General features: G+C 69.8%; 21 protein-coding genes. 10 read left to right on the forward strand and 11 right to left on the reverse strand.

Annotated elements, in window-relative coordinates:
• Nucleotides 1-6: 6 nt before the first annotated feature.
• On the reverse strand, nucleotides 7-1,107 hold the full coding sequence (gene wecB, locus HRJ34_RS08445) for a non-hydrolyzing UDP-N-acetylglucosamine 2-epimerase (protein WP_029995200.1): 1,101 nt from the start codon (nucleotides 1,105-1,107) through the stop codon (nucleotides 7-9).
• 8 nt (nucleotides 1,108-1,115) lie between these two features.
• Nucleotides 1,116-2,144, reverse strand: coding sequence for a cation diffusion facilitator family transporter (locus HRJ34_RS08450; RefSeq protein ID WP_030090967.1), 1,029 nt, complete (start codon nucleotides 2,142-2,144; stop codon nucleotides 1,116-1,118).
• A 290-nt stretch (nucleotides 2,145-2,434) separates the two neighbouring features.
• Here HRJ34_RS08450 and HRJ34_RS08455 point away from each other — a divergent pair, with 290 nt between their 5' ends.
• Both HRJ34_RS08455 and HRJ34_RS08460 read left to right on the forward strand, forming a co-directional pair.
• Entirely contained in the window at nucleotides 2,435-3,628 is a 1,194-nt protein-coding gene (locus HRJ34_RS08455; protein WP_012050837.1) for a type III PLP-dependent enzyme domain-containing protein, read from the forward strand.
• 141 nt (nucleotides 3,629-3,769) lie between these two features.
• Nucleotides 3,770-4,822, forward strand: coding sequence for a 1,9-bis(guanidino)-5-aza-nonane synthase (locus HRJ34_RS08460; protein ID WP_012050836.1), 1,053 nt, complete (start codon nucleotides 3,770-3,772; stop codon nucleotides 4,820-4,822).
• An 87-nt stretch (nucleotides 4,823-4,909) separates the two neighbouring features.
• On the opposite strand, the gene HRJ34_RS08465 is transcribed toward HRJ34_RS08460, so the two are convergent.
• Nucleotides 4,910-5,362, reverse strand: coding sequence for a BLUF domain-containing protein (locus HRJ34_RS08465; protein WP_037505549.1), 453 nt, complete (start codon nucleotides 5,360-5,362; stop codon nucleotides 4,910-4,912).
• A 155-nt stretch (nucleotides 5,363-5,517) separates the two neighbouring features.
• Here HRJ34_RS08465 and HRJ34_RS08470 point away from each other — a divergent pair, with 155 nt between their 5' ends.
• Nucleotides 5,518-5,952: an MAPEG family protein gene (locus HRJ34_RS08470; protein ID WP_012050834.1), complete on the forward strand. Its 435-nt coding sequence runs from the start codon at nucleotides 5,518-5,520 to the stop codon at nucleotides 5,950-5,952.
• Nucleotides 5,953-5,958: 6 nt separating this feature from the next.
• Here HRJ34_RS08470 and HRJ34_RS08475 read toward each other — a convergent pair whose 3' ends face one another.
• The 4 genes from HRJ34_RS08475 to HRJ34_RS08490 are packed head-to-tail and all read right to left on the reverse strand — an operon-like array spanning nucleotide 5,959 to nucleotide 9,937.
• Nucleotides 5,959-7,176, reverse strand: a complete 1,218-nt coding sequence (locus tag HRJ34_RS08475; protein WP_208633846.1) for a class I SAM-dependent RNA methyltransferase — start codon at nucleotides 7,174-7,176, stop codon at nucleotides 5,959-5,961.
• Nucleotides 7,173-8,546 (reverse strand): NAD(P)H-hydrate dehydratase, encoded by a 1,374-nt coding sequence (locus HRJ34_RS08480; RefSeq protein WP_208633847.1) that lies wholly within the window; start codon nucleotides 8,544-8,546, stop codon nucleotides 7,173-7,175. Before HRJ34_RS08480 ends, HRJ34_RS08475 begins: the two co-directional genes overlap by 4 nt.
• Nucleotides 8,543-8,932, reverse strand: coding sequence for a hypothetical protein (locus HRJ34_RS08485; protein WP_208633848.1), 390 nt, complete (start codon nucleotides 8,930-8,932; stop codon nucleotides 8,543-8,545). The genes HRJ34_RS08480 and HRJ34_RS08485 overlap by 4 nt, the downstream gene beginning before the upstream one ends.
• A 54-nt stretch (nucleotides 8,933-8,986) precedes the next feature.
• On the reverse strand, nucleotides 8,987-9,937 hold the full coding sequence (locus tag HRJ34_RS08490; RefSeq protein WP_208633849.1) for a LysR substrate-binding domain-containing protein: 951 nt from the start codon (nucleotides 9,935-9,937) through the stop codon (nucleotides 8,987-8,989).
• A 108-nt stretch (nucleotides 9,938-10,045) separates the two neighbouring features.
• Between HRJ34_RS08490 and ilvD the strand changes: the two genes are divergently transcribed.
• The 4 genes from ilvD to HRJ34_RS08510 all read left to right on the forward strand — a co-directional run bounded on the left by ilvD (nucleotide 10,046) and on the right by HRJ34_RS08510 (nucleotide 14,589).
• A complete protein-coding gene (gene ilvD, locus HRJ34_RS08495; protein ID WP_208633850.1) occupies nucleotides 10,046-11,899 on the forward strand; it encodes a dihydroxy-acid dehydratase in 1,854 nt (617 codons plus the stop codon).
• A 118-nt stretch (nucleotides 11,900-12,017) separates the two neighbouring features.
• Nucleotides 12,018-12,800 carry a hypothetical protein gene (locus HRJ34_RS08500; RefSeq protein ID WP_208633851.1) on the forward strand — a complete coding sequence of 261 codons (783 nt, stop codon included), beginning with the start codon at nucleotides 12,018-12,020 and terminating at the stop codon, nucleotides 12,798-12,800.
• 1 nt (nucleotide 12,801) lies between these two features.
• The gene (locus HRJ34_RS08505; protein ID WP_208633852.1) at nucleotides 12,802-13,995 is read left to right on the forward strand and encodes a M48 family metallopeptidase; all 1,194 of its coding nucleotides are present in this window, start codon (nucleotides 12,802-12,804) and stop codon (nucleotides 13,993-13,995) included.
• Nucleotides 13,996-14,001: 6 nt separating this feature from the next.
• The gene (locus tag HRJ34_RS08510) at nucleotides 14,002-14,589 is read left to right on the forward strand and encodes a hypothetical protein (protein ID WP_226949108.1); all 588 of its coding nucleotides are present in this window, start codon (nucleotides 14,002-14,004) and stop codon (nucleotides 14,587-14,589) included.
• A gap of 126 nt (nucleotides 14,590-14,715) precedes the next feature.
• On the opposite strand, the gene HRJ34_RS08515 is transcribed toward HRJ34_RS08510, so the two are convergent.
• From HRJ34_RS08515 to HRJ34_RS08525, 3 genes are read right to left on the reverse strand one after another with little or no spacing between them, the layout of a single operon-like run.
• Nucleotides 14,716-16,110 (reverse strand): efflux transporter outer membrane subunit, encoded by a 1,395-nt coding sequence (locus HRJ34_RS08515; RefSeq protein ID WP_208633853.1) that lies wholly within the window; start codon nucleotides 16,108-16,110, stop codon nucleotides 14,716-14,718.
• A complete protein-coding gene (locus HRJ34_RS08520; RefSeq protein ID WP_208633854.1) occupies nucleotides 16,100-17,308 on the reverse strand; it encodes an efflux RND transporter periplasmic adaptor subunit in 1,209 nt (402 codons plus the stop codon). Before HRJ34_RS08520 ends, HRJ34_RS08515 begins: the two co-directional genes overlap by 11 nt.
• The gene (locus tag HRJ34_RS08525) at nucleotides 17,301-20,495 is read right to left on the reverse strand and encodes an efflux RND transporter permease subunit (RefSeq protein WP_012050823.1); all 3,195 of its coding nucleotides are present in this window, start codon (nucleotides 20,493-20,495) and stop codon (nucleotides 17,301-17,303) included. The genes HRJ34_RS08520 and HRJ34_RS08525 overlap by 8 nt, the downstream gene beginning before the upstream one ends.
• Nucleotides 20,496-20,714: 219 nt before the next feature.
• Here HRJ34_RS08525 and HRJ34_RS08530 point away from each other — a divergent pair, with 219 nt between their 5' ends.
• The 3 genes from HRJ34_RS08530 to HRJ34_RS08540 are packed head-to-tail and all read left to right on the forward strand — an operon-like array spanning nucleotide 20,715 to nucleotide 22,680.
• On the forward strand, nucleotides 20,715-21,629 hold the full coding sequence (locus HRJ34_RS08530) for a LysR substrate-binding domain-containing protein (protein WP_029548914.1): 915 nt from the start codon (nucleotides 20,715-20,717) through the stop codon (nucleotides 21,627-21,629).
• A 51-nt stretch (nucleotides 21,630-21,680) separates the two neighbouring features.
• Nucleotides 21,681-22,385 (forward strand): EI24 domain-containing protein, encoded by a 705-nt coding sequence (locus HRJ34_RS08535; RefSeq protein WP_208633855.1) that lies wholly within the window; start codon nucleotides 21,681-21,683, stop codon nucleotides 22,383-22,385.
• Nucleotides 22,386-22,443: 58 nt separating this feature from the next.
• Nucleotides 22,444-22,680, forward strand: a complete 237-nt coding sequence (locus HRJ34_RS08540) for a hypothetical protein (protein ID WP_029994114.1) — start codon at nucleotides 22,444-22,446, stop codon at nucleotides 22,678-22,680.
• Nucleotides 22,681-22,706: 26 nt separating this feature from the next.
• Here the strand turns inward: HRJ34_RS08540 and HRJ34_RS08545 are convergent, their stop codons facing one another.
• The gene (locus tag HRJ34_RS08545) at nucleotides 22,707-22,904 is read right to left on the reverse strand and encodes a hypothetical protein (RefSeq protein ID WP_208633856.1); all 198 of its coding nucleotides are present in this window, start codon (nucleotides 22,902-22,904) and stop codon (nucleotides 22,707-22,709) included.
• Nucleotides 22,905-22,927 lie beyond the last annotated feature (23 nt).

The raw sequence follows: 22,927 nt of genomic DNA on the forward strand, positions 1-22,927 counted from the left end.
TCCATTTCAACGAGACGCCGTCCGCCGCCGCAGGTCCTCGACGCAGCGTTCGGCGGCGCGGCCGTCCCACAGGTCGGGGCGCTTGCGGTCCTGGCGGGGCTGGGCGAGCGCCGACAGCAGCCGTTCGAGCAGGTTGCCCGCGTTGACGAGCTGGGCCGTCCCCTCGGTGATCGTGATCGGCCGCTCGGTATTCTCGCGCAGCGTCAGGCAGGGGATGCCGAGATAGGTCGTCTCCTCCTGGATGCCGCCGGAATCGGTGATCACCGCCGCCGCCCCGGCGACGAGGCTCATGAAGCGGACATAGGCGGCCGGGCCGACCAGCCTTATGCCCGCCGCCGCCAGCCGGGCGGCACCCGCGTCGCCGAGCCGCTGGCGGGTGCGCGGGTGGACCGGGAAGACCAGCGGCAGATGCGCCTGCACCGCGACCAGCGCCTCGACCAGCCGGTCGAGCTGCTCGGGCACGTCGACATTGGACGGCCGGTGCAGCGTCACCACCCCATAGCCGCCGGCCACGAGGCCGAGCTCGGCCGGATAGCCGTCGGCCATGATCGCGGGGCGGACCAGCTCGTAGCTGTCCATCATGATGTTGCCGACCCGGGTGATCCGCGCCTCCGGGATGCCCTCAGCGCGGAGATTGGCGTCGGCGTCGGGCGACGGGGTCCACAACACGTCGGCGAGCACGTCGGTGACGAGCCGGTTGAGCTCCTCCGGCATGTCGCGGTCGCGGCTGCGCAGGCCGGCTTCGAGATGGACGATCGGGATGCGCAGCTTGCCGGCCGCCATCGAGGTCGCCGCGGTCGAGTTGACGTCGCCGGCGACGATCAGCCAGTCGGGCCGCTCCTCCATCGCCAGCTTCTCATAGGCGATCATCACCCGGCCGGTCTGCTCGGCATGGGTGCCCGATCCGATGCCGAGATGATGGTCGGGCGCCGGCAGGCCCAGGTCGGCGAAGATGTCGTCGGACATCGCCGCGTCGTAATGCTGGCCGGTGTGGACGATCAGCGGGCGGAAATCCCCGGCCGCCTTCAGCGCATGCCACAGCGGCGCGATCTTCATGAAATTGGGCCGGACGGCGGCGATCAGGTGGACGAGCGCGGGACGGGTCATGCGGGTCCTCAATGACGATGCTGGTGGCCGTGACCGGGGCCATGGTCGTGGTCGTGGTCGTGGTCGTGAACATGATCGTGGTCGCGCGCCTGTTCCTGGCCGGGCGAGCAGTCGGGCTGGCCGTCGGCGCATTCGCCGCGCTCGATCTGGAAGGTCGCGTGGCCGATGCCGAATTCGGCCTTCATCAGCTTCGCGGTGGCGGCGAGGAAGGCGTCGTCCCCGCTCCCGTCGGGCATGACGAGATGCGCGGTCAGCGCCACCTCGGTCGTGCTGGTCGGCCAGATATGGACGTGATGGACCGCCTCCACCCCCGCCAGGCCGCCGAGCCGCGCGGTGACGGCAGCGCTGTCGATCCCGCCGGGCACCCCTTGCAGCGACATCACCAGCGAGTCGCGGAACAGGCCCCAGGTGCCCGCCACGATCACCACGACGATCACCAGGCTGATCGCCGGATCGATCCACAGCAGGCCGGTCTCGAGCACCAGGAAGCCGGCCGCGACCACGCCGGCGGATACCCCGGCGTCGGCCGCCATATGGAGGAAGGCGCCGCGAATGTTGAGGTCGTCCTGGCTGCCGCGCAGGAACAGCAGGGCGGTGCCCAGGTTGATGACGATGCCGACCGCGGCGACCGCCATCATCGTCCCGCTCTGCACCGGCGCCGGCTCGAAGAAGCGCTGGATCGCCCCCAGCGCGATCGCCCCGCAGGCGAACAGCAGCAGGATCGCGTTGAACAGCGCCGCGAGGATCGACGATCCGCGCAGGCCGTAGGTGTAGCGCGCGCTCGCCGGCCGCTTCGACAGCGCATAGGCGGCCCAGGCCATCAGCAGGCCGAGCACGTCGGACAGGTTGTGGCCGGCGTCGGCAACCAGCGCGAGCGATCCCGCCCACAGGCCCGCCGCGCCCTCGACCACGACGAAGGCCAGGTTGAGGACGATGCCGATCGCGAAGGCGCGGCCATATTCGCGCGGCCCGTGGGCGTGGGCGTGACCGGAACCATGGTCGTGGCCATGGCCCGCATGATGATGATGCCCCGCCATCGCCTACCGCCTCGTTCCGTGCATGGCGCAGGCAAGCCATAGCCGCGCGCCAAAGGCAAGCCGTCGCGCCGATTCGCGGCCTCCGGCACCCGGAATTCTCCCTATCCGGATCAACGCCTTGCCCCGGAATCCGCCCGTTTTCCGGACCATGGGACCTCCCGCGACGACAGGGCGAAGATGGAAACTTTACATCAAGGTCAGCGCACCATATATCCGCGCCTCCGCTGCCCCATGGGACTTCCACCGCAAGGCAGCTTTCTTGCCAACGTTACACCCGGAGGTCCCTTGAGTTGCACAAGCACCATAGCGCGCTGGGGCTAGCTACCGCCCTTCGACCGGTTCAGCCGGTAACGCTCCTTCGTCCCCATGCCGCCGCGCGGGCCGCCCGGTTCTTCGTCGAGAAGTTCCAGGGTCGTTCGATGTATGCGGTGAAGGCGAATCCGTCGCCCGAGCTCATCCAGATCCTCTGGGAGAACGGGATCACCCATTTCGACGTCGCGTCGATCGCCGAGGTCCGCCTCGTCGCCGGCATCGCGCCGGAGGCGACCCTGTGCTTCATGCACCCGGTCAAGGCCGAGGAAGCGATCGCCGAGGCCTATTCCGACTATGGCGTCCGCACCTTCTCGCTCGACTCGATCGAGGAGCTGGAGAAGATCGTCCGCGCCACCAACGGCGCGACCGACCTGACCCTGTGCGTCCGCATGCGCGTCTCGTCGGAACTGTCGAAGCTCAGCCTCGCCTCCAAATTCGGGGTCGAGCAGGCCGAGGCCAAGGAGCTGCTGCAGCGCACCCGCCAGGTCGCCGACGCGCTCGGCATCTGCTTCCACGTCGGCAGTCAGGCGATGAGCCCGTCGGCCTATGTCCAGGCGATGGAGCGCGTCCGCGCGGCGATCGTCGCGGCGGCGGTCACCGTCGACGTGATCGACGTGGGCGGCGGCTTCCCCTCGGTCTATCCGGACATGGAGCCGCCCGCGCTCGAAGCCTATTTCGGCGCGATCCACCAGGCGTTCGAAAGCCTGCCGGTCAGCTATTCGTCCGAGCTGTGGTGCGAGCCCGGCCGCGCGCTGTGCGCCGAATATGCGAGCCTGCTGGTGCGCGTCGAGCGCCGCCGCGGCGACGAGCTGTACATCAACGACGGCGCCTATGGCGCGCTGTTCGACGCGGCGCACATCGGCTGGCGCTTCCCGGTCAAGCTGCTGCGCGAGCCGGAGTCGCCGGCCCGCGACATCGGCTTCAGCTTCTACGGCCCGACCTGCGACGACATGGATCGCATGGCCGGCCCGTTCATGCTGCCCGCCGACGTCGGCCCTGGCGACTATATCGAGATCGGCATGCTCGGCGCCTATGGCTGCGCGATGCGCACCGGCTTCAACGGCTTCACCGCGGGCGACCGCGTGATCGTCGAGGACGAGCCGATGGCGACGCTCTACGTCCAGGACGACGACGTGCGCGAGGCGGTTTCGTCGAACGTCATCAAGCTGTAAGAGCCCAACCACAATAGACTCGTCACCCCAGCGCAGGCTGGGGTCCATGTCTGTTGTCACGATCGACGGCATCTCCCGTTGAGAGAGACATGGATGCCAGCCTTCGCTGGCATGACGAAGGAATTTTACGAGGAAAGTCCCATGAACGACGCCGCCATCAACGACACGCGCAAGGCCGAGCTGCTCTCGACCACCGTCGAGCATATCGACATCAAGAGCTTCGACGCGCGCCCGATCATCGACGCGATGGGCAAGATGAGCTTCACCAGCCGCGACCTCGCCCGCGCGACCGGCATCTACAACCAGATGCTCGAGGACCCGGACTGCACCATCTTCCTGGTGATCGCGGGCTCGACCTCGGCGGGCGGCTGCATGGACGCCTATGCCGAGCTGGTCCGCTCGGGCATGGTCGACGCGGTCGTCGCGACCGGCGCCTCGATCGTCGACATGGATTTCTTCGAGGGCCTCGGCCACAAGCACTATCAGGCGCTCGAAGTGCCCGACGACGACACGCTGCGCTCGCTGCTGATCGACCGCATCTACGACACCTATATCGACGAGGAGCAGCTCCAGGACTGCGACCACACGATCTACAAGATCGCCAACGCGCTGGAGCCCCGCCCCTATTCGAGCCGCGCCTTCATCCGCGAGATGGGCAAATATCTCGTCGAGCACGGCAAGAAGGAGAACAGCCTCGTCAAGCTCGCCTATGAGCATGACGTGCCGATCTTCTGCCCGGCCTTCGTCGACAGCTCGGCCGGCTTCGGCCTGGTCAAGCACCAGGTCGACTGCATGAAGGCGGGTCGCCCCTATATGGTGCTCGACGCGATCGCCGACTTCCGCGAACTGACCGACATCAAGATCAAGGCGGGCACCAGCGGCCTGCTGATGATCGGCGGCGGCGTGCCGAAGAACTTCATCCAGGACACCGTCGTCTGCGCCGAGATCCTCGGCCATGACGATGTCGAGGTGCACAAATATGCGGTGCAGATCACCGTCGCCGACGTGCGCGACGGCGCCTGCTCCTCCTCGACCCTCCAGGAAGCGGCGAGCTGGGGCAAGGTCAACACCGGCATCGAGCAGATGGTGTTCGCGGAAGCCGGCTCGGTGATCCCGCTGCTGGCGTCCGATGCCTATCATCGCGGCCACTGGAAGACCCGCGCCAAGCGCGCCTGGGGCAAGCTGTTCGACTGATTTGAACAGCGCCCTTTCGGGCGATCGACCTATCCTCCTCCGTCATTCCCGCTTTCGCGGGAATGACGGAGAGATGGAGAAGTGCCTTCAGTGCGAGGAGGGCCGCCCGATCGGGCCGTCCTGATCGTGGCTCGCCTGCGACAGCTTCCGCAGCAATTCGTAGAGATTGGCGGTCTGCTGGGTCCGGCTGAGCGCGTCGGCCTTGTCGAGCACCCGCGCGACATGCTGGTCCATGTAGCTGGCGTCGCCCCAATAGGCGAGGCTCCAGTCCGGGAAGCGATAGCCGTCGATCGGCTTGTCCTCGATCACCGTCACCGCCTCGTGCCGCGGATCGCGGCGGATGCTGTCCATCAACTCCGCGATCGCGCCTGACGGGCCTTCCAATATCTGGGCGAAATGACGCTCGGTGAAGATCAGCGCGCCGCGCACGCCGAGACGGCCGTTGCGTATGATCGAACCCGCCACGATCCGGTCGATCTCCGCCGCCTGGGACGGCAATTCGAGCCTGCTGCGGCTGACATAGATAAGCGACTGGTACATGCGTTGCTTATCGCATGGCCCCCTGAGCCACGCACTCAGCAATGATACGCATTCACCCGGCTAAATTCGCGATCGTTTCGCCTTTGGTCGAAGCAATATGGTAGTTGATGCAAGGTTTCGGCTGCGATGCGGACAGCCGGGAGAGGGAGGATCGCATGCATACGCCGATATTGTGCGCGGTGATCGCGCTGGTGCTGTGGACGTTCGTGATGTGGACATGGCTCTACGCCACGCGCATCCCGGCGATGGTCAAGGGCGGCATCGTCTACGATCCCGGCCGGCCGGCCAGCGAATTCATGGACAAGATCCCGGCGCGGGTCCGCTGGAAGGCCGACAATTACAACCATCTCCACGAGCAGCCGACCATCTTCTACGCGGTGGCGATCACCCTCTCCCTGCTCGCGGCGGGCGGCGGGCTCAACGCGACGCTGGCCTGGGCCTATGTCGCGCTGCGGATCGTCCACAGCCTCGTCCAGGCGACGGTCAACCTGGTGATGCTGCGCTTCGCGATCTTCGTCGCGGCGTCGCTGGTCCTGTTCGTGCTGAGCCTGCGCGCCGCGCTGCTGCTGTTCGGCGGCCCGGCCGCCTGACAGCGCCTACCGTGCGAACGCCGCCACCAGTTCCGTGTGGGTCGACCAGCGGAACTGGCCGACCGGCGTGATCCGCTCCAGCCGCCAGCCGCCCTCGACCAGCGTCCGCGCGTCGCGGCCGAAGGTGGAGGGGTTGCACGAGACATAGGCGATCCGCCGCACCTTCGTCGTCGCGGCGAGCGCGGGCATCTGCTCCCTGGCGCCCGCACGGGGCGGATCGAGCACGACCACGTCGAAGCGGTCGAGTTCGGCGGCGTCGAGCGGCCGGCGGAACAGGTCGCGATGGTCGATGCCGATCATCCGCTGGCTGCGGTCGGCCGCCGCCTTCAGCCCCAGCACCGCGTCACGCGCGCCCTCGGCCGCATAGACGCGCCGCGTCCGCGCCAGCGGCAGCGCGAAGGTGCCGAGCCCGGCGAAGAGATCGGCGACCAGCCGGGCGTCGCCGACGATCGCCTCGACCTCGGCGAGCAGCGCCGCCTCGCCCTCGGCGGTCGCCTGGAGGAAGCCGCCCGCCGGGAAAGGCACCGCGACGCCGCCCAGCGTCACCGTCGCCGGCTCGGGCTCCCAGCGCGGCTGCGGGCCGTAGCCATCGTCGACCGACAGCCGCGCGAGGCCATGCGCCTGCGCGAAATCATTGAGCCCCTCGATCGCGGCGAGCCCGTCGACCTCGACCTTTTCGATCAGCAGGTCGACGCCCTGGTCGACCAGCGTCATCTGCACCCCCGCCGCGCGCCGGTCGCGCAGCATCGGATGAAGCAGCCGGCGCAGCGGATCGACCAGCGCGAACAGCTTCGGATCGAGGACCGCGCACATGCGCAGGTCGACGATATGGTGGCTCTGCGCCTCGTTGAAGCCGAGCAGCATCCGCTTGCCCTGCCGTTCGGCGTGGAGCGAGGCGCGGCGGCGCGTCCCGGACGCGGACAGCGCGGCGGGCGCCAGCGGCGGCGCGTCGATCTTCTGCTGGGCCAGCGCGCCGGTGATCCGCTGGCCGAGGAAATCGGCATAGGATTGGTCGTCGACCTGCTGGAGCTGGCAGCCGCCGCATTTGGGAAAATGGCGGCACGGCGGCTCGACATGGTGCGGCCCCCATTGCAGGCTGCCGTCGAGCCCGAGCAGGTCACCCGGCGCCGACAGCGGCGAATGGCGGCCATCGGCGGTGATCCCCTCGCCGCGGGCGGCGATGCGGACGATCGGCTCCCAGTCCTTCACCGCCTCGTCGCTCACAGGCAGGCCTCCAGCGCTCGCGGCAGATGCGCGATCAGGTCGTCGGCGATCAACCCCGCCCCCGCCAACCTGGCGGCATAGCCGTGCAGCCACACGCCCGCGCAGGCGGCGTCGAAGGGATCGAGCCCGCGCGCCCGGTTCGCCGCGATCAGCCCGGCGAGGACGTCGCCGGTCCCGGCGGTGGCGAGCCAGCCCGGCGCGGGCGCCGCGATCGCCGCGCGGCCGTCAGGGGCGGCCACCACCGTGTCGGGGCCCTTGAGCACGACCACGGCCCGCGACCGCTCCGCCGCCGCGCGGGCGCGGTCGATCCGACTGCCGGACAGCGCGCCGAACAGCTTCGTGAACTCACCCTCATGCGGGGTCAGGATCGGAATGCCGGACAACGCGCCGCTGCCCGCCAGCAGCACCAACGCATCGGCGTCGAGCACCAGCGGCCTGCCCGCCGCCAGCGCGACGTCGAGCAGCGCCCGCGCCGCCGCGTCGCGGCCGAGCCCCGGCCCGACCAGCGCCACGCCGACCCGATCATCGGCGAGGATGTCGTCGAGCGGCGCGTCGCGGCGCACGATCGCGGCGGGGCCGCCCTGCCCCGTCGCCTTGCCCGCCAGCGTGACATAGCCCGCGCCGCCGCGCTGCGCCGCCATCGCGGAGAGCAGCGCCGCGCCCGGCATCGCGCCCTCGGCCACGACGACATGGCCGCGCGTATATTTATGGTCGGCAGGGCCCGGCGCCGGCAAATGCGGGCGGGCGATCTCGACCAGCTTCGACGCGCCGGGAATATCGATGTCGCCGAGCACCAGCCGGCCCATCAGCGCCGCCGCCGGCTGGAGCCGGTGGGCGGGCTTGAGCACCGCCAGCGCGACCGTCATCTCATAGGCGATGCCGGGGCCGAGCAGCGCGCCGTCGTCGGTCCCCACCCCGCTCGGCAGGTCGACCGCGATGCGCAGCCGCGCCGCCTTGGCCAGCCGTTCGAGCGGCGCCGCGATCGCCGGGTCGAGCGGCCGCGCGAGCCCGGTGCCGAACAGCGCGTCGATCAGCAGCGGCGCGGGCGCGGCGTCGGCCAGCGGCTCGACCGGCCCGTCCCAGCGCGCGCGCATCGCGCGGGCGGCCTCGGTCTTCGGCTCCCCGCTCGCGGCGACCCGGACCTTGAGCCCCCGCGCCTTGAGCAGCCGGGCGATGACATAGCCGTCGCCGCCATTGTTGCCGGGCCCGCACAGCACCAGCGTCGGCACCCGGCCGGCATGGCGCCACGCCGCCTCGGCGACGACGCCGCCGGCGGCCTCCATCGCCTGCTCGACGGTGACGCCGGTCGCGAACACCGCCGCCTCGGCGGCACGCGTCTCGGCGGCGGTGAGGATCGGCCGGCCGTTCATGCCGCCACCTTCGCGGGCAGGCGATAGACCATGCCACCCGCCGTCACGTCGACATGGCCCGTGCCCGCCGGCCGCACCTCGACCGGCTCGGCGCCATCGGCGGCGATCACGCCGCGCCCGTCCTTGACGATCAGCAGCCGGCGGAACCCGCCGTCGGGCCCGCGCGCGACGAGGACCGGCCCGTCGGGGCTCTCCATCCGCTCCACCGAGCAGATTTGCTCGAAGCCCTTGGCCTCGGCGAGGCGGCAGTCGATCGGCCGGGCCCCGGCGACCGCGTCGTCGGCGCCGCCGCAGGCGGTGAGGAGGAGAGCGGCCGCAAGGCCAACGCCCGAAGCGAGCGGCCGCATCATCACCCCATAACCGTCATGCTGAACTTGTTTCAGCATCCACCCATCATCCTCATAGCCATGCCTTGTGGCGCGGTGGATCCTGAAACAAGTTCAGGATGACGTGCTGGCCGCATGAGGAGGCGTCCTAGGCGCGGGGGAATGGTGAGGCAAGGCCTCGAAAGCGATACCGAGGAACGCCGCCAGCGTCGGGCTGTCGTCCCGCTCGCGCCACGCCAGCCCGGTTTCCAGCTCCGGCGCGCCCGCGAGCGGCAGGTAGCGCACCCCGGTCCGCGCCAGATGCCGCAGCGACGCCGGCACCAGCGCCATGCCGAGCCCGGCCGAAACCAGGCTGATGATCGTCTGCATCTGGATCGCCTCCTGCCGGATGAAGGGCTGGTGCCCGCGCGACCGGTAGAAGCGCATCACCAGATCGTGGAAATCGGGCGCGACCCGCGCCGGGAAGATGATCAGCGGCTGCGCCATCCATCGGTCGTCGCGCAGCGTTCCGTCGCCGGTCGCGAGGCGCCCCTCGTCGATCCAGCTTTCGGGCACCGCCGCGACCAGCGGCTCGTTGAGCAGCGGGCGATAGGCCAGCGCCGGCGGCAGCGCCGATCGCGTCGAGATCAGGATGCCGGCGTTGATCCGTCCGCTCAGCAGGTCCTCGACCTGGACGTCGCTGGTCGCCTCGACCAGCTCCAGCTCGACGTCGGGAAAGGCCGAGGAATAGCGCGCGACCAGCGTCGGCAGCACATTATAGTCGGCGGTGCTGACGAAGGCGAGCGACAGCCGCCCCGACGCCCCCGACCGCAGCCGCTCGGCGACGGCGGGGAGCGCGGCGACCGCCGCGACCGCCGGCCGGACATGGTCGAGCCATTGCCGCCCGAAGGCGGTCAGCGCGACACTGCGCTTCGAACGGACGAACAGGTCCGCGCCGAGCCGGCGTTCGAGCGCGAGGATCGACTGGCTGAGCGGCGGCTGGGTCATGCCGAGCCGCTCCGCCGCGCGGCCGAAATGCAGCGTGTCGGCGACCGCGAGGAAATGGCGGAGCTGGCGCAGGTCCATCTATTAAGTCTCCCAGCGACCTTATAGCGACTGAATAGTATATTTCTCAACCCTTGCGAAAGCGCCTATCATGGCCGCGACGTGGACAAGAATTCGAGGACCGTGGACATGCCCGCTTATCGTTCCCGCACCAGCACCCATGGCCGCAACATGGCGGGCGCGCGCGGCCTGTGGCGCGCCACCGGCATGACCGACGAGGATTTCGGCAAGCCGATCATCGCGATCGCCAACAGCTTCACCCAGTTCGTGCCGGGCCATGTCCACCTCAAGGACCTCGGCCAGCTCGTCGCGCGGGAGATCGAGGCGGCGGGCGGCGTCGCCAAGGAGTTCAACACCATCGCGGTCGACGACGGCATCGCCATGGGCCATGATGGCATGCTCTATTCGCTGCCGAGCCGCGACCTGATCGCCGACAGCGTCGAATATATGGTCAACGCGCATTGCGCCGACGCGCTGCTGTGCATCTCCAACTGCGACAAGATCACGCCCGGCATGCTGATGGCGGCGATGCGCCTCAACATCCCCGTCATCTTCGTGTCGGGCGGGCCGATGGAGGCCGGCAAGGTCGACATTCGCGGCCAGACCCTCGCGGTCGACCTGATCGACGCGATGATCGTCGCGGCCGACGAGAGCTACACCGACGAGGAGGTGAAGGTGATCGAGCGGTCGGCCTGCCCGACCTGCGGCTCCTGCTCGGGCATGTTCACCGCCAACAGCATGAACTGCCTGACCGAGGCGCTGGGCCTGTCGCTGCCCGGCAACGGATCGGTCCTCGCCACCCATGCCGACCGCGAGAAGCTGTTCCGCGAGGTCGGGCACACGATCGTCGACCTCGCCCGCCGCTGGTACGAGCAGGAGGACGCCACCGCCCTGCCGCGCAGCATCGCCAGCTTCGCCGCCTTCGAGAATGCGATGAGCCTCGACATCGCGATGGGCGGATCGACCAACACGGTGCTCCACCTGCTCGCCGCCGCGCATGAGGGCGAAGTGCCCTTCACCATGGCCGACATCGACCGCCTGTCGCGCCGCGTCCCCTGCCTGTGCAAGGTCGCGCCCGCCAAGCAGGACGTCCACATGGAGGACGTCCACCGCGCCGGCGGCATCATGGCGATCCTCGGCCAGCTCGACCGGGCCGGGCTGATCGACGCCAGCCTGCCGACCGTCCACGCGCCGTCGCTGGGCGCGGCGCTCGACCGCTGGGACGTCAGCCGCACCGAGAGCGAGAGCGTGCGCGACTTCTACAAGGCCGCCCCAGGCGGCGTGCGCACCACGGTGGCGTTCAGCCAGAACAACCGCTGGAAGGAGCTCGACCTCGACCGCGAGGCGGGCGTGATCCGCAGCGCGGAGCATCCCTTCTCCAGGGATGGCGGCCTCGCCGTGCTGTTCGGCAACCTCGCCCCCGAGGGCTGCATCGTCAAGACGGCGGGCGTCGACGAGAGCGTGCTGACCTTCCACGGCACCGCGCGCGTCTATGAGAGCCAGGACGCGGCGGTGGCCGGCATCCTCGGCAACGAGGTGAAGGCGGGCGACGTGGTGGTGATCCGCTATGAGGGGCCGAAGGGCGGACCGGGCATGCAGGAGATGCTCTACCCGACCAGCTATCTGAAGTCGAAGGGACTGGGCAAGGCCTGCGCGCTGATCACCGACGGCCGCTTCTCGGGCGGCACGTCGGGCCTGTCGATCGGCCATGTCTCGCCCGAGGCGGCCGAAGGCGGCCTGATCGCGCTGGTCCAGACCGGCGACCCGATCCTGATCGACATCCCCAATCGCGGCATCCGCCTCGACGTCGACGACGCGACGCTGGCCGCCCGGCAGGAGGAGATGGTCGCGCGCGGCAAGAAGGCATGGAAGCCGTTCGGCCGCAAGCGCAACGTCTCCCCGGCCCTGCGCGCCTACGCCGCCCTCACCACCAACGCCGCGCGCGGCGCGGTCCGCGACGTGAGCCAGGTCGAGGGGGAGTAGGCCTCCCCTTTCTCCCGCCCGGCCCGCACGGGACGGGGCGGGAGAATGAACCAATACGGTGCGGTCGGCTTTCCAACGTCGCGCTTTGATCGGATGATGGCCTTCGGAGGGGGGCCTCATGAAGATCACATGGCTTTTGCGCGCGGCCTGTGCCGTGGCGATCGCGGCGACGGGCATGTCCGCCGCGGCGCAGGAGAAGACGGGGAACAAGCCGGGCTTCGCCCTGGCGCCCGGCACCGCCCGTATCGTGCTGATGCGGCCCACCATCTGGGTGGGGGAGCAGTCGACCGGCGGCATGGCCGAGCCCAATGCCGACTGGACGATGCAGGCGCGCGAGACCATCGCGCGGGCCCTGGCCGATGCCCAGGCGGGGCTGGGCAATGTGGTGATCAGCTATGACGAGGGGTCGTCCGGCGAAGGCGCGCTGGTGAGCGAATATTCGCAGCTCTTCGGCGCCGTCGCCGAGTCCGTGATCGAATATCAGTTCTTTTCAGGCAACCGGCTGCCGACCAAGAAGCGCAAGGACAGCTTCGACTGGGGCGTCGGCGGCGACATCGCCCGGTTGAAGTCGCTGGAAGGCGGCGATTACGCGCTCTTCATCAACGTCCACGACGAATATGGCTCGACCGGCCGCAAGATATTGCAGGTCGTCTCCTTGTTCGCGCCCGGCGCGGCCGTGACGTCGGGCGTGCACAAGGGTCATGCCGGCCTCGTCGACCTCAAGACCGGCGAACTGGTCTGGCTGAACGCCGACCAGCAGATGGGCGGCGACGTGCGCACCGCCGAAGGCGCGGCCAAGCGGGTCAGGCAGTTGCTCGAGGGCTTTCCCGGCCGGCCGGCCGAGGCGCCTGCAACGGCGGCGACGGCGACGGCGACAGCCTCGCCGACGACGGGCGAATAGCATGCGCGCCCTTTCCCGCCTCGCCCTGTGCGGCGCGGCCGCGAGCCTGGCGATGCTCGGCACGACTCCGCCGACGCGCGCGGCCGAGCCGGGGCTGGAGCTGCCGGCCTACAGCCACGCCTACGAACCCCGGACCGTCGACGAACGCGGGGTGTGGATGGAGGCGGACGAAGCCGAGCGCGGCCTGCGCGACAGCCCGCTGCGAATCCGCGAAGCCGGGCTGGAGGCCTATCTGCGTGAGGTACTGTGCCGCGAAGTGGGCGCGGACCGCTGCGCGGGGGTCCGCATCTATGCGATGGAGATTCCCGGCTTCAATGCGTCGATGATGGCCAATGGCACGATGCAGGTCTGGTCGGGCCTGCTGCTGCGGTCGCGCAGCGAGGCGGAACTGGCGGCGGTGCTCGGTCACGAGTTCGCGCATTTCGAGCTGCGGCACAGCCTCACCGGCTTCCAGCAAAGGCGCCGGGCGACCGATGCGATCGCCTGGATCGGCCTGTGGGGGGCGCTGGCCAACAGCGACACCAGCTTCACGCAGAACATCATAGCGAGGGGCATCTACCGCTATGGCCGGGAACAGGAGACCGACGCCGACCTGCTCGGCCTGCGATATGCCGCGTCGTCGGGCTATCCCGCGTCGACGCCCGCCGAGGTGTGGAAGAACCTGATGGCCGAGGAGGATGCGAGCGCGGCCGGTCGCAACCAGAAATCCAAGCAGAGATACACGGCCGGCTATTTCGACTCGCATCCCACGGCGCTCAACCGATCGATCTATCTGGCCGAAGCCGCGGCGAAGATGCCGGCCGGCGGCGATGCGCGCGCCAGGGAATATCGCGCGGCCATGGCGCCCTATCTGCCGCGCTTCCTGGCCGCGCAGATCAAGCGCAACGACTTCGGCGGCACCGAGCATATCCTCCAGTCGATCGCGGCGGCTTCGGGGTGGAGCCCCGATCTGCTCTTCGCCCGTGCCGAGCTCTATCGCACGCGCGGCAATCCGCGCGACCTGCAGGTCGCCGCCCAATATTATCGCGAGGCCCGCGCCGCCGGATATGCGGGCCCCGAACTGGATCGCAACCTGGGGCTGGCGCTGCTCCGCAACGGACAGGCGGAGGAGGGACGCCAATCGCTGAACGCCTATCTGGCCGCCGCGCCGGAGGCCGGCGACGCCAAGATGATCCGCGCGCTGGTCGCAAACTGAGGATTGATGATGAAGCGCCTTCTGATCGGCCTGTCGCTGGGCCTCGCCGCCGTCGCCCCCGCCTCGGCCAATTCGCTGGTCACGGCCGGCCCCCGTCCGCACATCGCGGAGTCGCGCTTCTCGGCTTCGCCGACCGACGAATGGAACCGGCTGAGCCGCAAGGACGGCAAGAATGTCGAGATATGGACCCGCGACGGCGACCAGCTCAACAAGGTCACCTTCTTCGGCGGCATCCCCAGCGGGAAACCGCTGGTGCGCGAGATCGACAAGAAGCACCAGCCGCTGCCCAAGGTGGCAGCCGACATGCTGATCACCGACATCCCCGTGCTGCTGGAATCGACCTATCGCATCCAATATGCGGTGACGCAGATGGAGGTCGAGAGCCAGGAGCCGGCGACGCTGAGCGGGCACAAGGCGATCCGCTTCACCTATCGCTTCGCGCGCGAGGACGACGGCGTGCGGCGCAGGGGCGAGGCCATCGGCGCATTCGTCGACGGCCAACTCTACCTCGTCACCTATGAGGCCCCGGCGCTCTATTTCTTCGACAAGGACGTGGAGAAATACCGCAAGCTGGCGGCGACATTGGCGCTCTGAGGCGAGGTTGAGGCTGTCCCATAACCGTCATGCCGGCGGAGGCCGGCATCTCGGGAGAGGCGCGGCAAGGTCGTCGCAGGAGCCGCCTGGGATGCCGGTCTCCGCCGGCATGACGAAAGAGGTGTTTCAGGCCGCGCCGCCCAGCGCCCGGACCAGCGCGACGCTGGCGCGCATGCGCTGGGTCTCCGCCGACAACAGGGCGCGCCGCGCATCGAGCGCGTCGGTCTGCGCCGTCACCACCTCCAGATAGTCCGCCGCGCCGTCGCGATAGCGGGTCAGCGCAAGCTGGCTGGTCCGCTCGGCCGCCGTCGCGGCGCTGCGCTGCTGGGCGATCTGGTCGGCGAGGTGGCGGCTCGCCGCCAACGCGTCCTCGACCTCGCGGAAGGCGGTCAGCACGGTGCCGCGATAGTCGGCCGCCAGCTCGTCATATTCGGCGCGCGACAGCCGCACCCCCGCCTTGCGCCGGCCGCCGTCGAACAGCGACAGCAGCGCCGAGGCGGGCCCGAGCCCCCAGAAGCCGTTGGGCGCCGCGAACAGCTCGCCATGCGTCGTCTGCCAGCCGCCGGCGAGGCCGAGCGTCAGCGTCGGGAAGAAAGCGGCCCGCGCGACCCCGATCCGGGCATTGGCGGCGAACATCCGCCGCTCGGCCGCGGCGATGTCGGGCCGCCGCTGGAGCAGGGCGGAGGGCGCGCCGGCCGGCATCGCCGGCGACAGCAGCGGCTGGTCCCGCACCGGGATCGCGAAGTCCGACGCCACCGCGCCGACCAGCGCGGCGATCTCATGCTCGGTCGCCGCGCGCTGGTTGGCGATCGCCGAAATCTGCGCGCGGGCATTGTCGAGCACGGTCCGCGCGCGATTGACGTCGATGCCCGAGGCGATGCCGCCATTGTGGCGCTTCGCGGTCAGGTCATAGGCCTTGCCGAAGGCGTCGACAGTCTGGCGCAACAACGCCGCCTCGGCGTCGAGCCCGCGCAGCCGCGCATAGGCGTCGGCGACAGCAGTCTGGAGGCTGAGCCGGGCCGAGGCGAGGTCGTCACCGCTCGCCTCGGCATCGGCGCGCGCCGCCCTGGCGCCGTTGCGGATACGGCCCCACAGGTCGACCTCATAATCGAGCGTCGCGCCGACCGTGTACTGGTCGTAGGTCTGGGCGGTGCCGTTGCCGTTGAAGCGGTTGCCCGACACGCGCTGGCGGCCCGCATCGGCGCCGGCCGCGATCTGCGGGAACAGGTCGGCGGATTCGATCCGCGCCGCCGCGCGCGCCTGGTTGTAGCGGGCGAGCGCCGCGTCCAGCGTCGGGCTCGCCTGCGCGGCGCGTGCGATCAGGTCGTCGAGCACGGGATCGTCGAACGCCGTCCACCAGTCGCCGCGCGGCGCGCCGTCCATCGGCGTCGCGGCAGCCCAACCCTCGACCTCCTTGAAGCCCTGCGGCACGGCCGTCTGCGGCGGGCGATAGGCGGGCGCCATCGAGCAGCCCGCGAGCATCGCCAGCGCCAGCGCCGCGACGCCGCGCTCAACCCGCATGCGCCGCGCCCTTCCCGCCGGCGGCGGCGCTCGCCTGCACCCGCACCCGATCGCCGCTGCGGATCGCGTCAGGGGGCGTGTCGATCACCCGCTCGCCGGGCGCGACGCCGCCCGACAGCAGCACCGTCGCGCCTTCGTCGCGGGCGATCGCGACGGACTTGACGACGACATGGCCGTCGCGGCCGACCACCGCGACGCTCGGCCCGTCATTGCCGTAGAGGATCGCGCTGCCGGGCAGGCTGACGCCCTTGCCCTGGCCCGCGCCAACCCGGAAGTCGACCTGCGCGAACGCCCCCGGCTTGAGCGCGCCGTCGCGATTGTCGGCCTGGAGCTCGACCAGCACCGCGCCCGACTGCGCGTCGACCGCGCCCGCGCTGCGGGTCAGCGTCGCGGTGAAGGCGCGGCCCGGATATTCGGGCAGCGACAGCGTCGCTTCCATGCCGGGACGGATCGAGGCCGAATAGCCCTGCGGCACGCGGACATAGACGCGCATGCGGTGGGTGTCGGACACGGTGAACAGCGGTTGCGCCGCCGCATTGCCCGCGACGACCAGCGCGCCGATCTGCGCCGACCGGCTCGTCACCACGCCGTCGAAGGGCGCGGTCAGGCGGGTGAAGCCCTGCAGCGCCTGGAGCCGCTTCACATTGGCGAGCGCGGCGTTGGACAGCGCGGTGCGCGCGGCGAGATCACCGGCCTTCTCGTCCGCCTCCTGCCGCGACACCGCGTCCTGCGCCAGCATCGCGCTCCACCGCTTCGCCGTGGTGTCGGCGAGGCGCTGGTTGGCGAGCGCGGTCTGGTAATCGGCGCGGGCGGCCGCGAGCTGCTGGTCGAGCTCGGGCGCGTCGAGCACCGCGAGCGGCTGGCCCGCATGCACCCGATCGCCGATGTCGGCGAGCCAGCGGCGGACATAGCCGTTGGTCCGTGCATAGATGGCGGCGCTGTTGAACGCCTGGACGGTGCCGGGCAGCAGCAGCTTCGCCCCTTCCCCGTCGACGCCGGGCAGCACCACCGACACGGTCGGCACCGCCGCGTCGGCGGCGGTCCGGCGCAGCTCGTTGGTGGCGCTGATGCGCGAGGCGACGCCGAGGCCGACGACGATCAGCGCGACCGCGCCGGCGCCGATGCCCACCCGCTTCAGGGTGCGGCCGTCGGGGCCGCGATCGATCTGGCTTTCGGGGGTGCTGACGGGATCAGGCATGGCTTGACTGCATTTCCAGGGAGACGGCCTCCGCATCCCGCTTGCGATGCGCGAGGGCGAAGACGGTGGGGACGAAGAACAGGGTGGCGACGGTGGCGCAGATCAGGCCGCCGATCACGGCGCGGCCGAGCGGGGCGTTCTGCTCGCCGCCCTCGCCCAGCCCGAACGCCATCGGCGCCATGCCGATGATCATCGCGAGCGCGGTCATCAGCACCGGGCGGAAGCGGACCATGCCCGCCTCGATCGCGGCCATGGTCGCGTCGCCCAGTTCGGCGAGCCGTTCGCGCGCGAAGCTGACGACGAGGATCGAGTTGGCGGTCGCAACCCCCATGCACATGATCGCGCCGGTCAGCGCCGGCACCGACAGCGTCGTGCCGGTGGTGAACAGCATCCAGACGATGCCGGCCAGCGCCGCGGGCAGCGCGGTGATGATCACGAACGGATCGACCCAGCTCTGGAAGTTCACGACGATCAGCAGGTAGATCAGCACGATCGCGCCGAGCAGGCCGAAGCCGAGCCCCGAGAAGGCGGTGTTCATCGTCGCATATTGGCCGCGGATGGTGACGGTCACGCCCTTGGGCTGCTCCGCCTCCAATTGCCTGATCGCGCGCCGGACGTCGCCCGCCACCGCGCCCAGGTCGCGGCCCTGCGTGGTCGCGAAGATGTCGAGCACCGGCTCGATATTATAGTGCGAGACGACCGGCACCGTGCTGGACCGCTCGATCGCGGCGAGGCCGCCGAGCGGCTGCACCGGCACGTTGGCGGCGCCCGATACCGGCAGGTTGGACAGATCGCCCATCGATCCGACCAGATATTCGGGCGCCTGCGCGACCACCGGATATTGCACGCCGTTCTCCGGATTGACGAAGAAGACCGGCGCGGTCTGCGAGGTGCCGGCGAGCTGGCTGGCGAGGCTGGTGGTGACGTCGCGCTCGGTCAGCCCATATTGGCCGACGCGCGAGCGATCGACGTCGACGTTGAGCTGCGGCGCGTAGGCCGGCTGCTGGATGCGGGCATCGGCCAGGCCGGGGACGGTCGCGATCCTGGCCAGCAGCTTCTGCGCATAGGCGCGGTTGTCGGCCGCCTTCTTGCCGGCGATCTGGACGTCGATCGGGGCCGGCGCGCCGAAGTTCAGGATCTGGCTGGTGATGTCGGCCGGCAGGAAGGAGAAGGTCGAGCCGGGGAAGCGGCGCGGCAGCTCGCGCCGCAGCTCGGCGACGACCTGTTCGGTCGGACGATGGCCCTCGGCGAGCGCGATCAGCATGTCGCCGTCCTGCGGACCGATCGTGCCGCTGTTGTTGTAGACGGTGTTGATCGAGCTGACCGGCAGGCCGATATTGTCCGTGATCGACGTCAGCTCGGTCGCCGGAATGATCGTGCGGACCTCGCGGGCGATGCGGTCGAAGGTCGCGGCGGTCTGTTCGATGCGGGTGCCGGCGGGGACGCGGACGTGCATCGCGATCTGGCCGGAATCGACCGACGGGAAGAAGTTGCTGCCGAGGAACGGCACCAGCGCGAACGACAGCAGCACCACCGCCATGAAGCCGAGCAGGAAGGGCTTGCGCGCCTGGAGCGCGCGGCGGAGCAGGCCGACATAGCCGGCCCGGACCTTCTCGAAGCGATGCTCGAAGCCGCGCTGGAACCGGACCAGCGGATTGCGCGAGCCGGCCGTGCCGGCGAGATGCTCGTCCTCGTCGCCGGGCCGGTGCGCCTTGAGCAGGTACATCGCCATCGTCGGCACCAGCGTGCGCGACAGCACGAAGGAGGCGATCATCGCGAAGACGACCGCCAGCGCCATCGGCACGAACAGGAAGCCGGCGACGCCGGGCAGGAAGAACATCGGCACGAACACGATGCAGATGCAGAGCAGCGAGACGAAGGCCGGCGTGACGATCTGCGCCGCGCCGGCGAGGATCGCCTCGATCACGGTCTTGCCCTGCTCGAGGTGCCAGTTGATGTTCTCGATCGTCACCGTCGCGTCGTCGACGAGGATGCCGACCGCGAGCGCGAGGCCGCCCAGCGTCATGACGTTGAGCGTCTGGCCGAAGGCGGCGAGCGCCGCGATCGCGCCGAGGATGGCGAGCGGGATCGACAGCGCGATGATCACCGTCGAGCGCCACGAGCCGAGGAACAGCAGGATCATCAGCGAGGTCAGCGCGGCGGCGATGGCGCCCTCGTGGATGACGCCCTGCACCGCCGCCTTCACGAACAGCGACTGATCCCCGATCGGCAGGATGCGAAGGCTGTCGGGCAGCGTCGCGGCGATGCTCGGCAGCTTGTCCTTGACCCCCTCGACGATCGCCAGGGTCGACGTCGCCCCGTTCTTGAGGATGGTCAGCAGCGCCGACCGGCTTCCCTCGACATGGACGATGTTCTGCTGCGGCGCGCTGCCGTCGCGGACATAGGCGACGTCGCGCATGTAGATGGTCGCGCCGTTGACCACCTTCACCGGCAGGTTGTTGAGCGCCTCGATCGACGCGGGCGCGTTGTTCAGGCGGACGCTGTACTGGGTCTCGCCGATCTTGATGAAGCCGGCGGGGTTGATCTGGTTCTGCGCGGCGATCGCGGCGCCGACGTCCTGCGCCGACAGGCCCTTCGACTGGAGCGCGAGCGGGTTGAGATCGATCTGCACCTGCCGCTGCTTGCCGCCCGACGGGAAGGGCATGGCGAGGCCGGGCACGGTGACGAGCTGCGGCCGGATCTGGTTCTGGCCGATGTCGAACAACTGCTGCTCCGACAGTCCCTTGCCCGACAGGGCGAGCTGGAGGATCGGCACGGTCGACGCGTTGTAGTTGAGGATCAGCGGCGGCGTGGTGCCCGGCGGCATCTGCCGCAGCACGGTCTGCGAGATCGAGGTGACCTGCGCCGTCGCGGTGCGGATGTCGGCGCCCGGCTGGAAGTAGATCTTGACGATGCCGACGCCGAGCAGCGACTGGCTCTCGATATGGTCGATGTCGTTGACCGTGGTGGTCAGCACCCGCTCATAGGGGCCGATGACCCGGTCCGCCATGTCCTGGGGCGGCAGGCCGGCATATTGCCAGGCCACGGCGATCACCGGGATGCGGATGTTGGGGAAGATGTCGACCGGCGTGCGCAGCGCCGCCAGCGTGCCCCCGATCGCGATCAGGATCGCCATGACGATGAAGGTCAGCGGACGATGCAGGGCGACCTTGACGATACCGATCATTCACGACTCCCGGATGCATCGTCGGCGGAACCGGTGCCGCGACGCAATAGCATTCGCCTCTCCTGACGATGTCGGCGCGGGGAGCACTGGTCGTGGACTCCACGGAATCCGCGGCGACCGGCGCGGGGCGCCGTCCCATTTGATCACGCCCATGCCGCGTTGGACATTTCGCGTCTAATACATAATATGCCTCGATCGATATCCCAACGGAATGGATCGATGGACCTGCGGCATTTGCGCTATTTCCTTCGTGTGGCCGACGAGATGCATTTCGGCCGCGCGGCCCAGCGGCTGGGCATCTCGCAACCGCCGCTCAGCAAGCAGATCAGGGCGCTGGAGGACGAGCTGGGCGTAAAGCTGTTCGACCGCACCAGTCGGCGCGTCCGCCTGACCGAGGCCGGGCGGCTGTTCGAGCCGGAGGCGCGCCGCGCGCTCGAACAGGCCGATCGCGCGGCCCGGATCGCGCGGCTCGCCCATAGCGCGGAGATCGGCCGGCTCGGCCTGGGCTTCACCACTTCCGGGCCGTTCATCCCGTTCGTCGCGCGCGCGCTGCACCGCTTTCGCCGGACCTATCCCGATGTCGAGCTGATCCTGCGCGAGCAGGGGCGCGACGAGCAGATCGAGGGCGTGCTCAGCCGCCAGCTCGATATCGGCATCGTCCGCGACTACCGGACCCCGGTCCTGCCCGACGGCGTGGTGGCGCAATGCCTCCAGCAGGAGGAGATGATCCTGGCGGTGCGCGACGACCATTGGCTCGCCCGCCGCCCGCAGCCGCCCCGGATCGCCGACCTGCGCGACGAGCCGCTGGTCCTCTACGGCCCGCCCAACGGCACCGGCTTCACCGAGCATTTCTTCGCGCTGTGCGAGGAGGCCGGATTCGTGCCGAAGATCGCGCATGAGGCGCGCAGCCTGGCGACGCTGCTCGGCCTCGTCTCGGCCGGCTTCGGGCCGACCATCATCGCCCAGTCGATGGCGCGGCTGCACGTCGACAATGTCGTCAACCGCTCCTTCGCCGCGCCCAGCCCCAGTTCGCTATGGCTCGTCCATGGCGAGGAGCTGTCGCCGACCGGCGCGGCGTTCCGCCGGACCATCCTGGAGGAGCGCGACGGCGAGGCCGAGGCCGGTGCCGCATGAGGCGCGGCGACGCCTCCCGGAACCCCGGCCGCCGTCGACCGTAGTGCCGCCATGATCGGCATCCTTCCCCTCGCTGTCGGCGACCTGGCCGACTCCCGGATTCTCGGCGTCCTGCTCCGGTCGCTGCTGATCACCCTGCTGATCTTCGCGGCGCTGGGCGTCACGCTCGGCTGGGCCCTGGCGGGCAGCGATCCCTGCGCCGCGTTCGGCGACATGGAATGCACGCTCAGCCCGGCCGAGGGCGGCGTCGGCGCCGTGGTGCTGACCCTGCTCGCGCTGTGGTTCCTGTTCCCCGCCGTCGCGCTGGGGGTGGTCTGCGCCTATGTCGAGCGGATCGCGGCGATCGTCGAGCAACGCCATTATCCGCAGGCCGCGGTCGCGGCGCGATCGATCGGGCCGGGCGCCGCCGTCCTGCTCGGCCTGCGATCGGCCGCGCGCGTGCTGATCTACAATCTCGTCGCCCTGCCCTTCTACGTCATCCTGCTTTTCACCGGCATCGGGCCGCTGATCCTGTTCGTGGTCGTCAACGGCATCGCCTTCGGCCGCGACCTGGGCGAGATGGTCGCCGCGCGCCACGCCGATCGGGCCGAACGGCATGGCTGGCTGGGAAGGACGCGGATCGAGCGGATGCTGATCGGATCGACCGTGACCGGCCTGTTCCTGATCCCCTTCGTCAACCTGATCGCGCCGATATTGGGCGCGACGATGACGACCCACCTCTACCTGCGCTCGCGCCTCGGCCGCGCCGCGGGCTGAACCAACCGGCGCGCCGATGCGTTGTCGATCCGTATCGTGGTTGCTGAAGGAGGTTCCGATGAACCCGGACGACGATGGCCGCTCGCTGCGGCGCCGGGGATTGCTCAAGAGCCTGAAGGATAGCCGGACGATCTTCGCGCGGGCCGGGAACATGGCCCGGGCGACCAAGGTCGAGCTCGGCATCCAGATGTTGCTCGACCAGCGGGTCAGCGATCGGATGCTCGACCTGCTGGCCCAGAGCGCGGCGATCGCGGCGCGCGACGCCGCCGATCTGGTGACGGTCGAAAGGCGATGACGAATCCCGCCGAACGACCTGTCGCATCAGAAGCTGGCGCGTTCGGCTTTCTCGGTTGCCGCATCGGCGCGCTTGCGTTCGCTGCTCACCAGCTTGTCGGCCATGGCGCGCCAGGCGCTTTCGGCGCGAAGCCAGCGATCCCGCACGTTCGCCAGATCGGTGGATTCCGCCTGAAGGGCGCTTTCCGCCGCGCGGGCGAGATAGAAATCGCTGGTAGCCGACATGCGCGGTCCTTTGGTTGAAGGCC

The sequence above is a fragment of the Rhizorhabdus wittichii genome (assembly GCF_017607425.1).
GTDB lineage: Bacteria > Pseudomonadota > Alphaproteobacteria > Sphingomonadales > Sphingomonadaceae > Rhizorhabdus > Rhizorhabdus wittichii.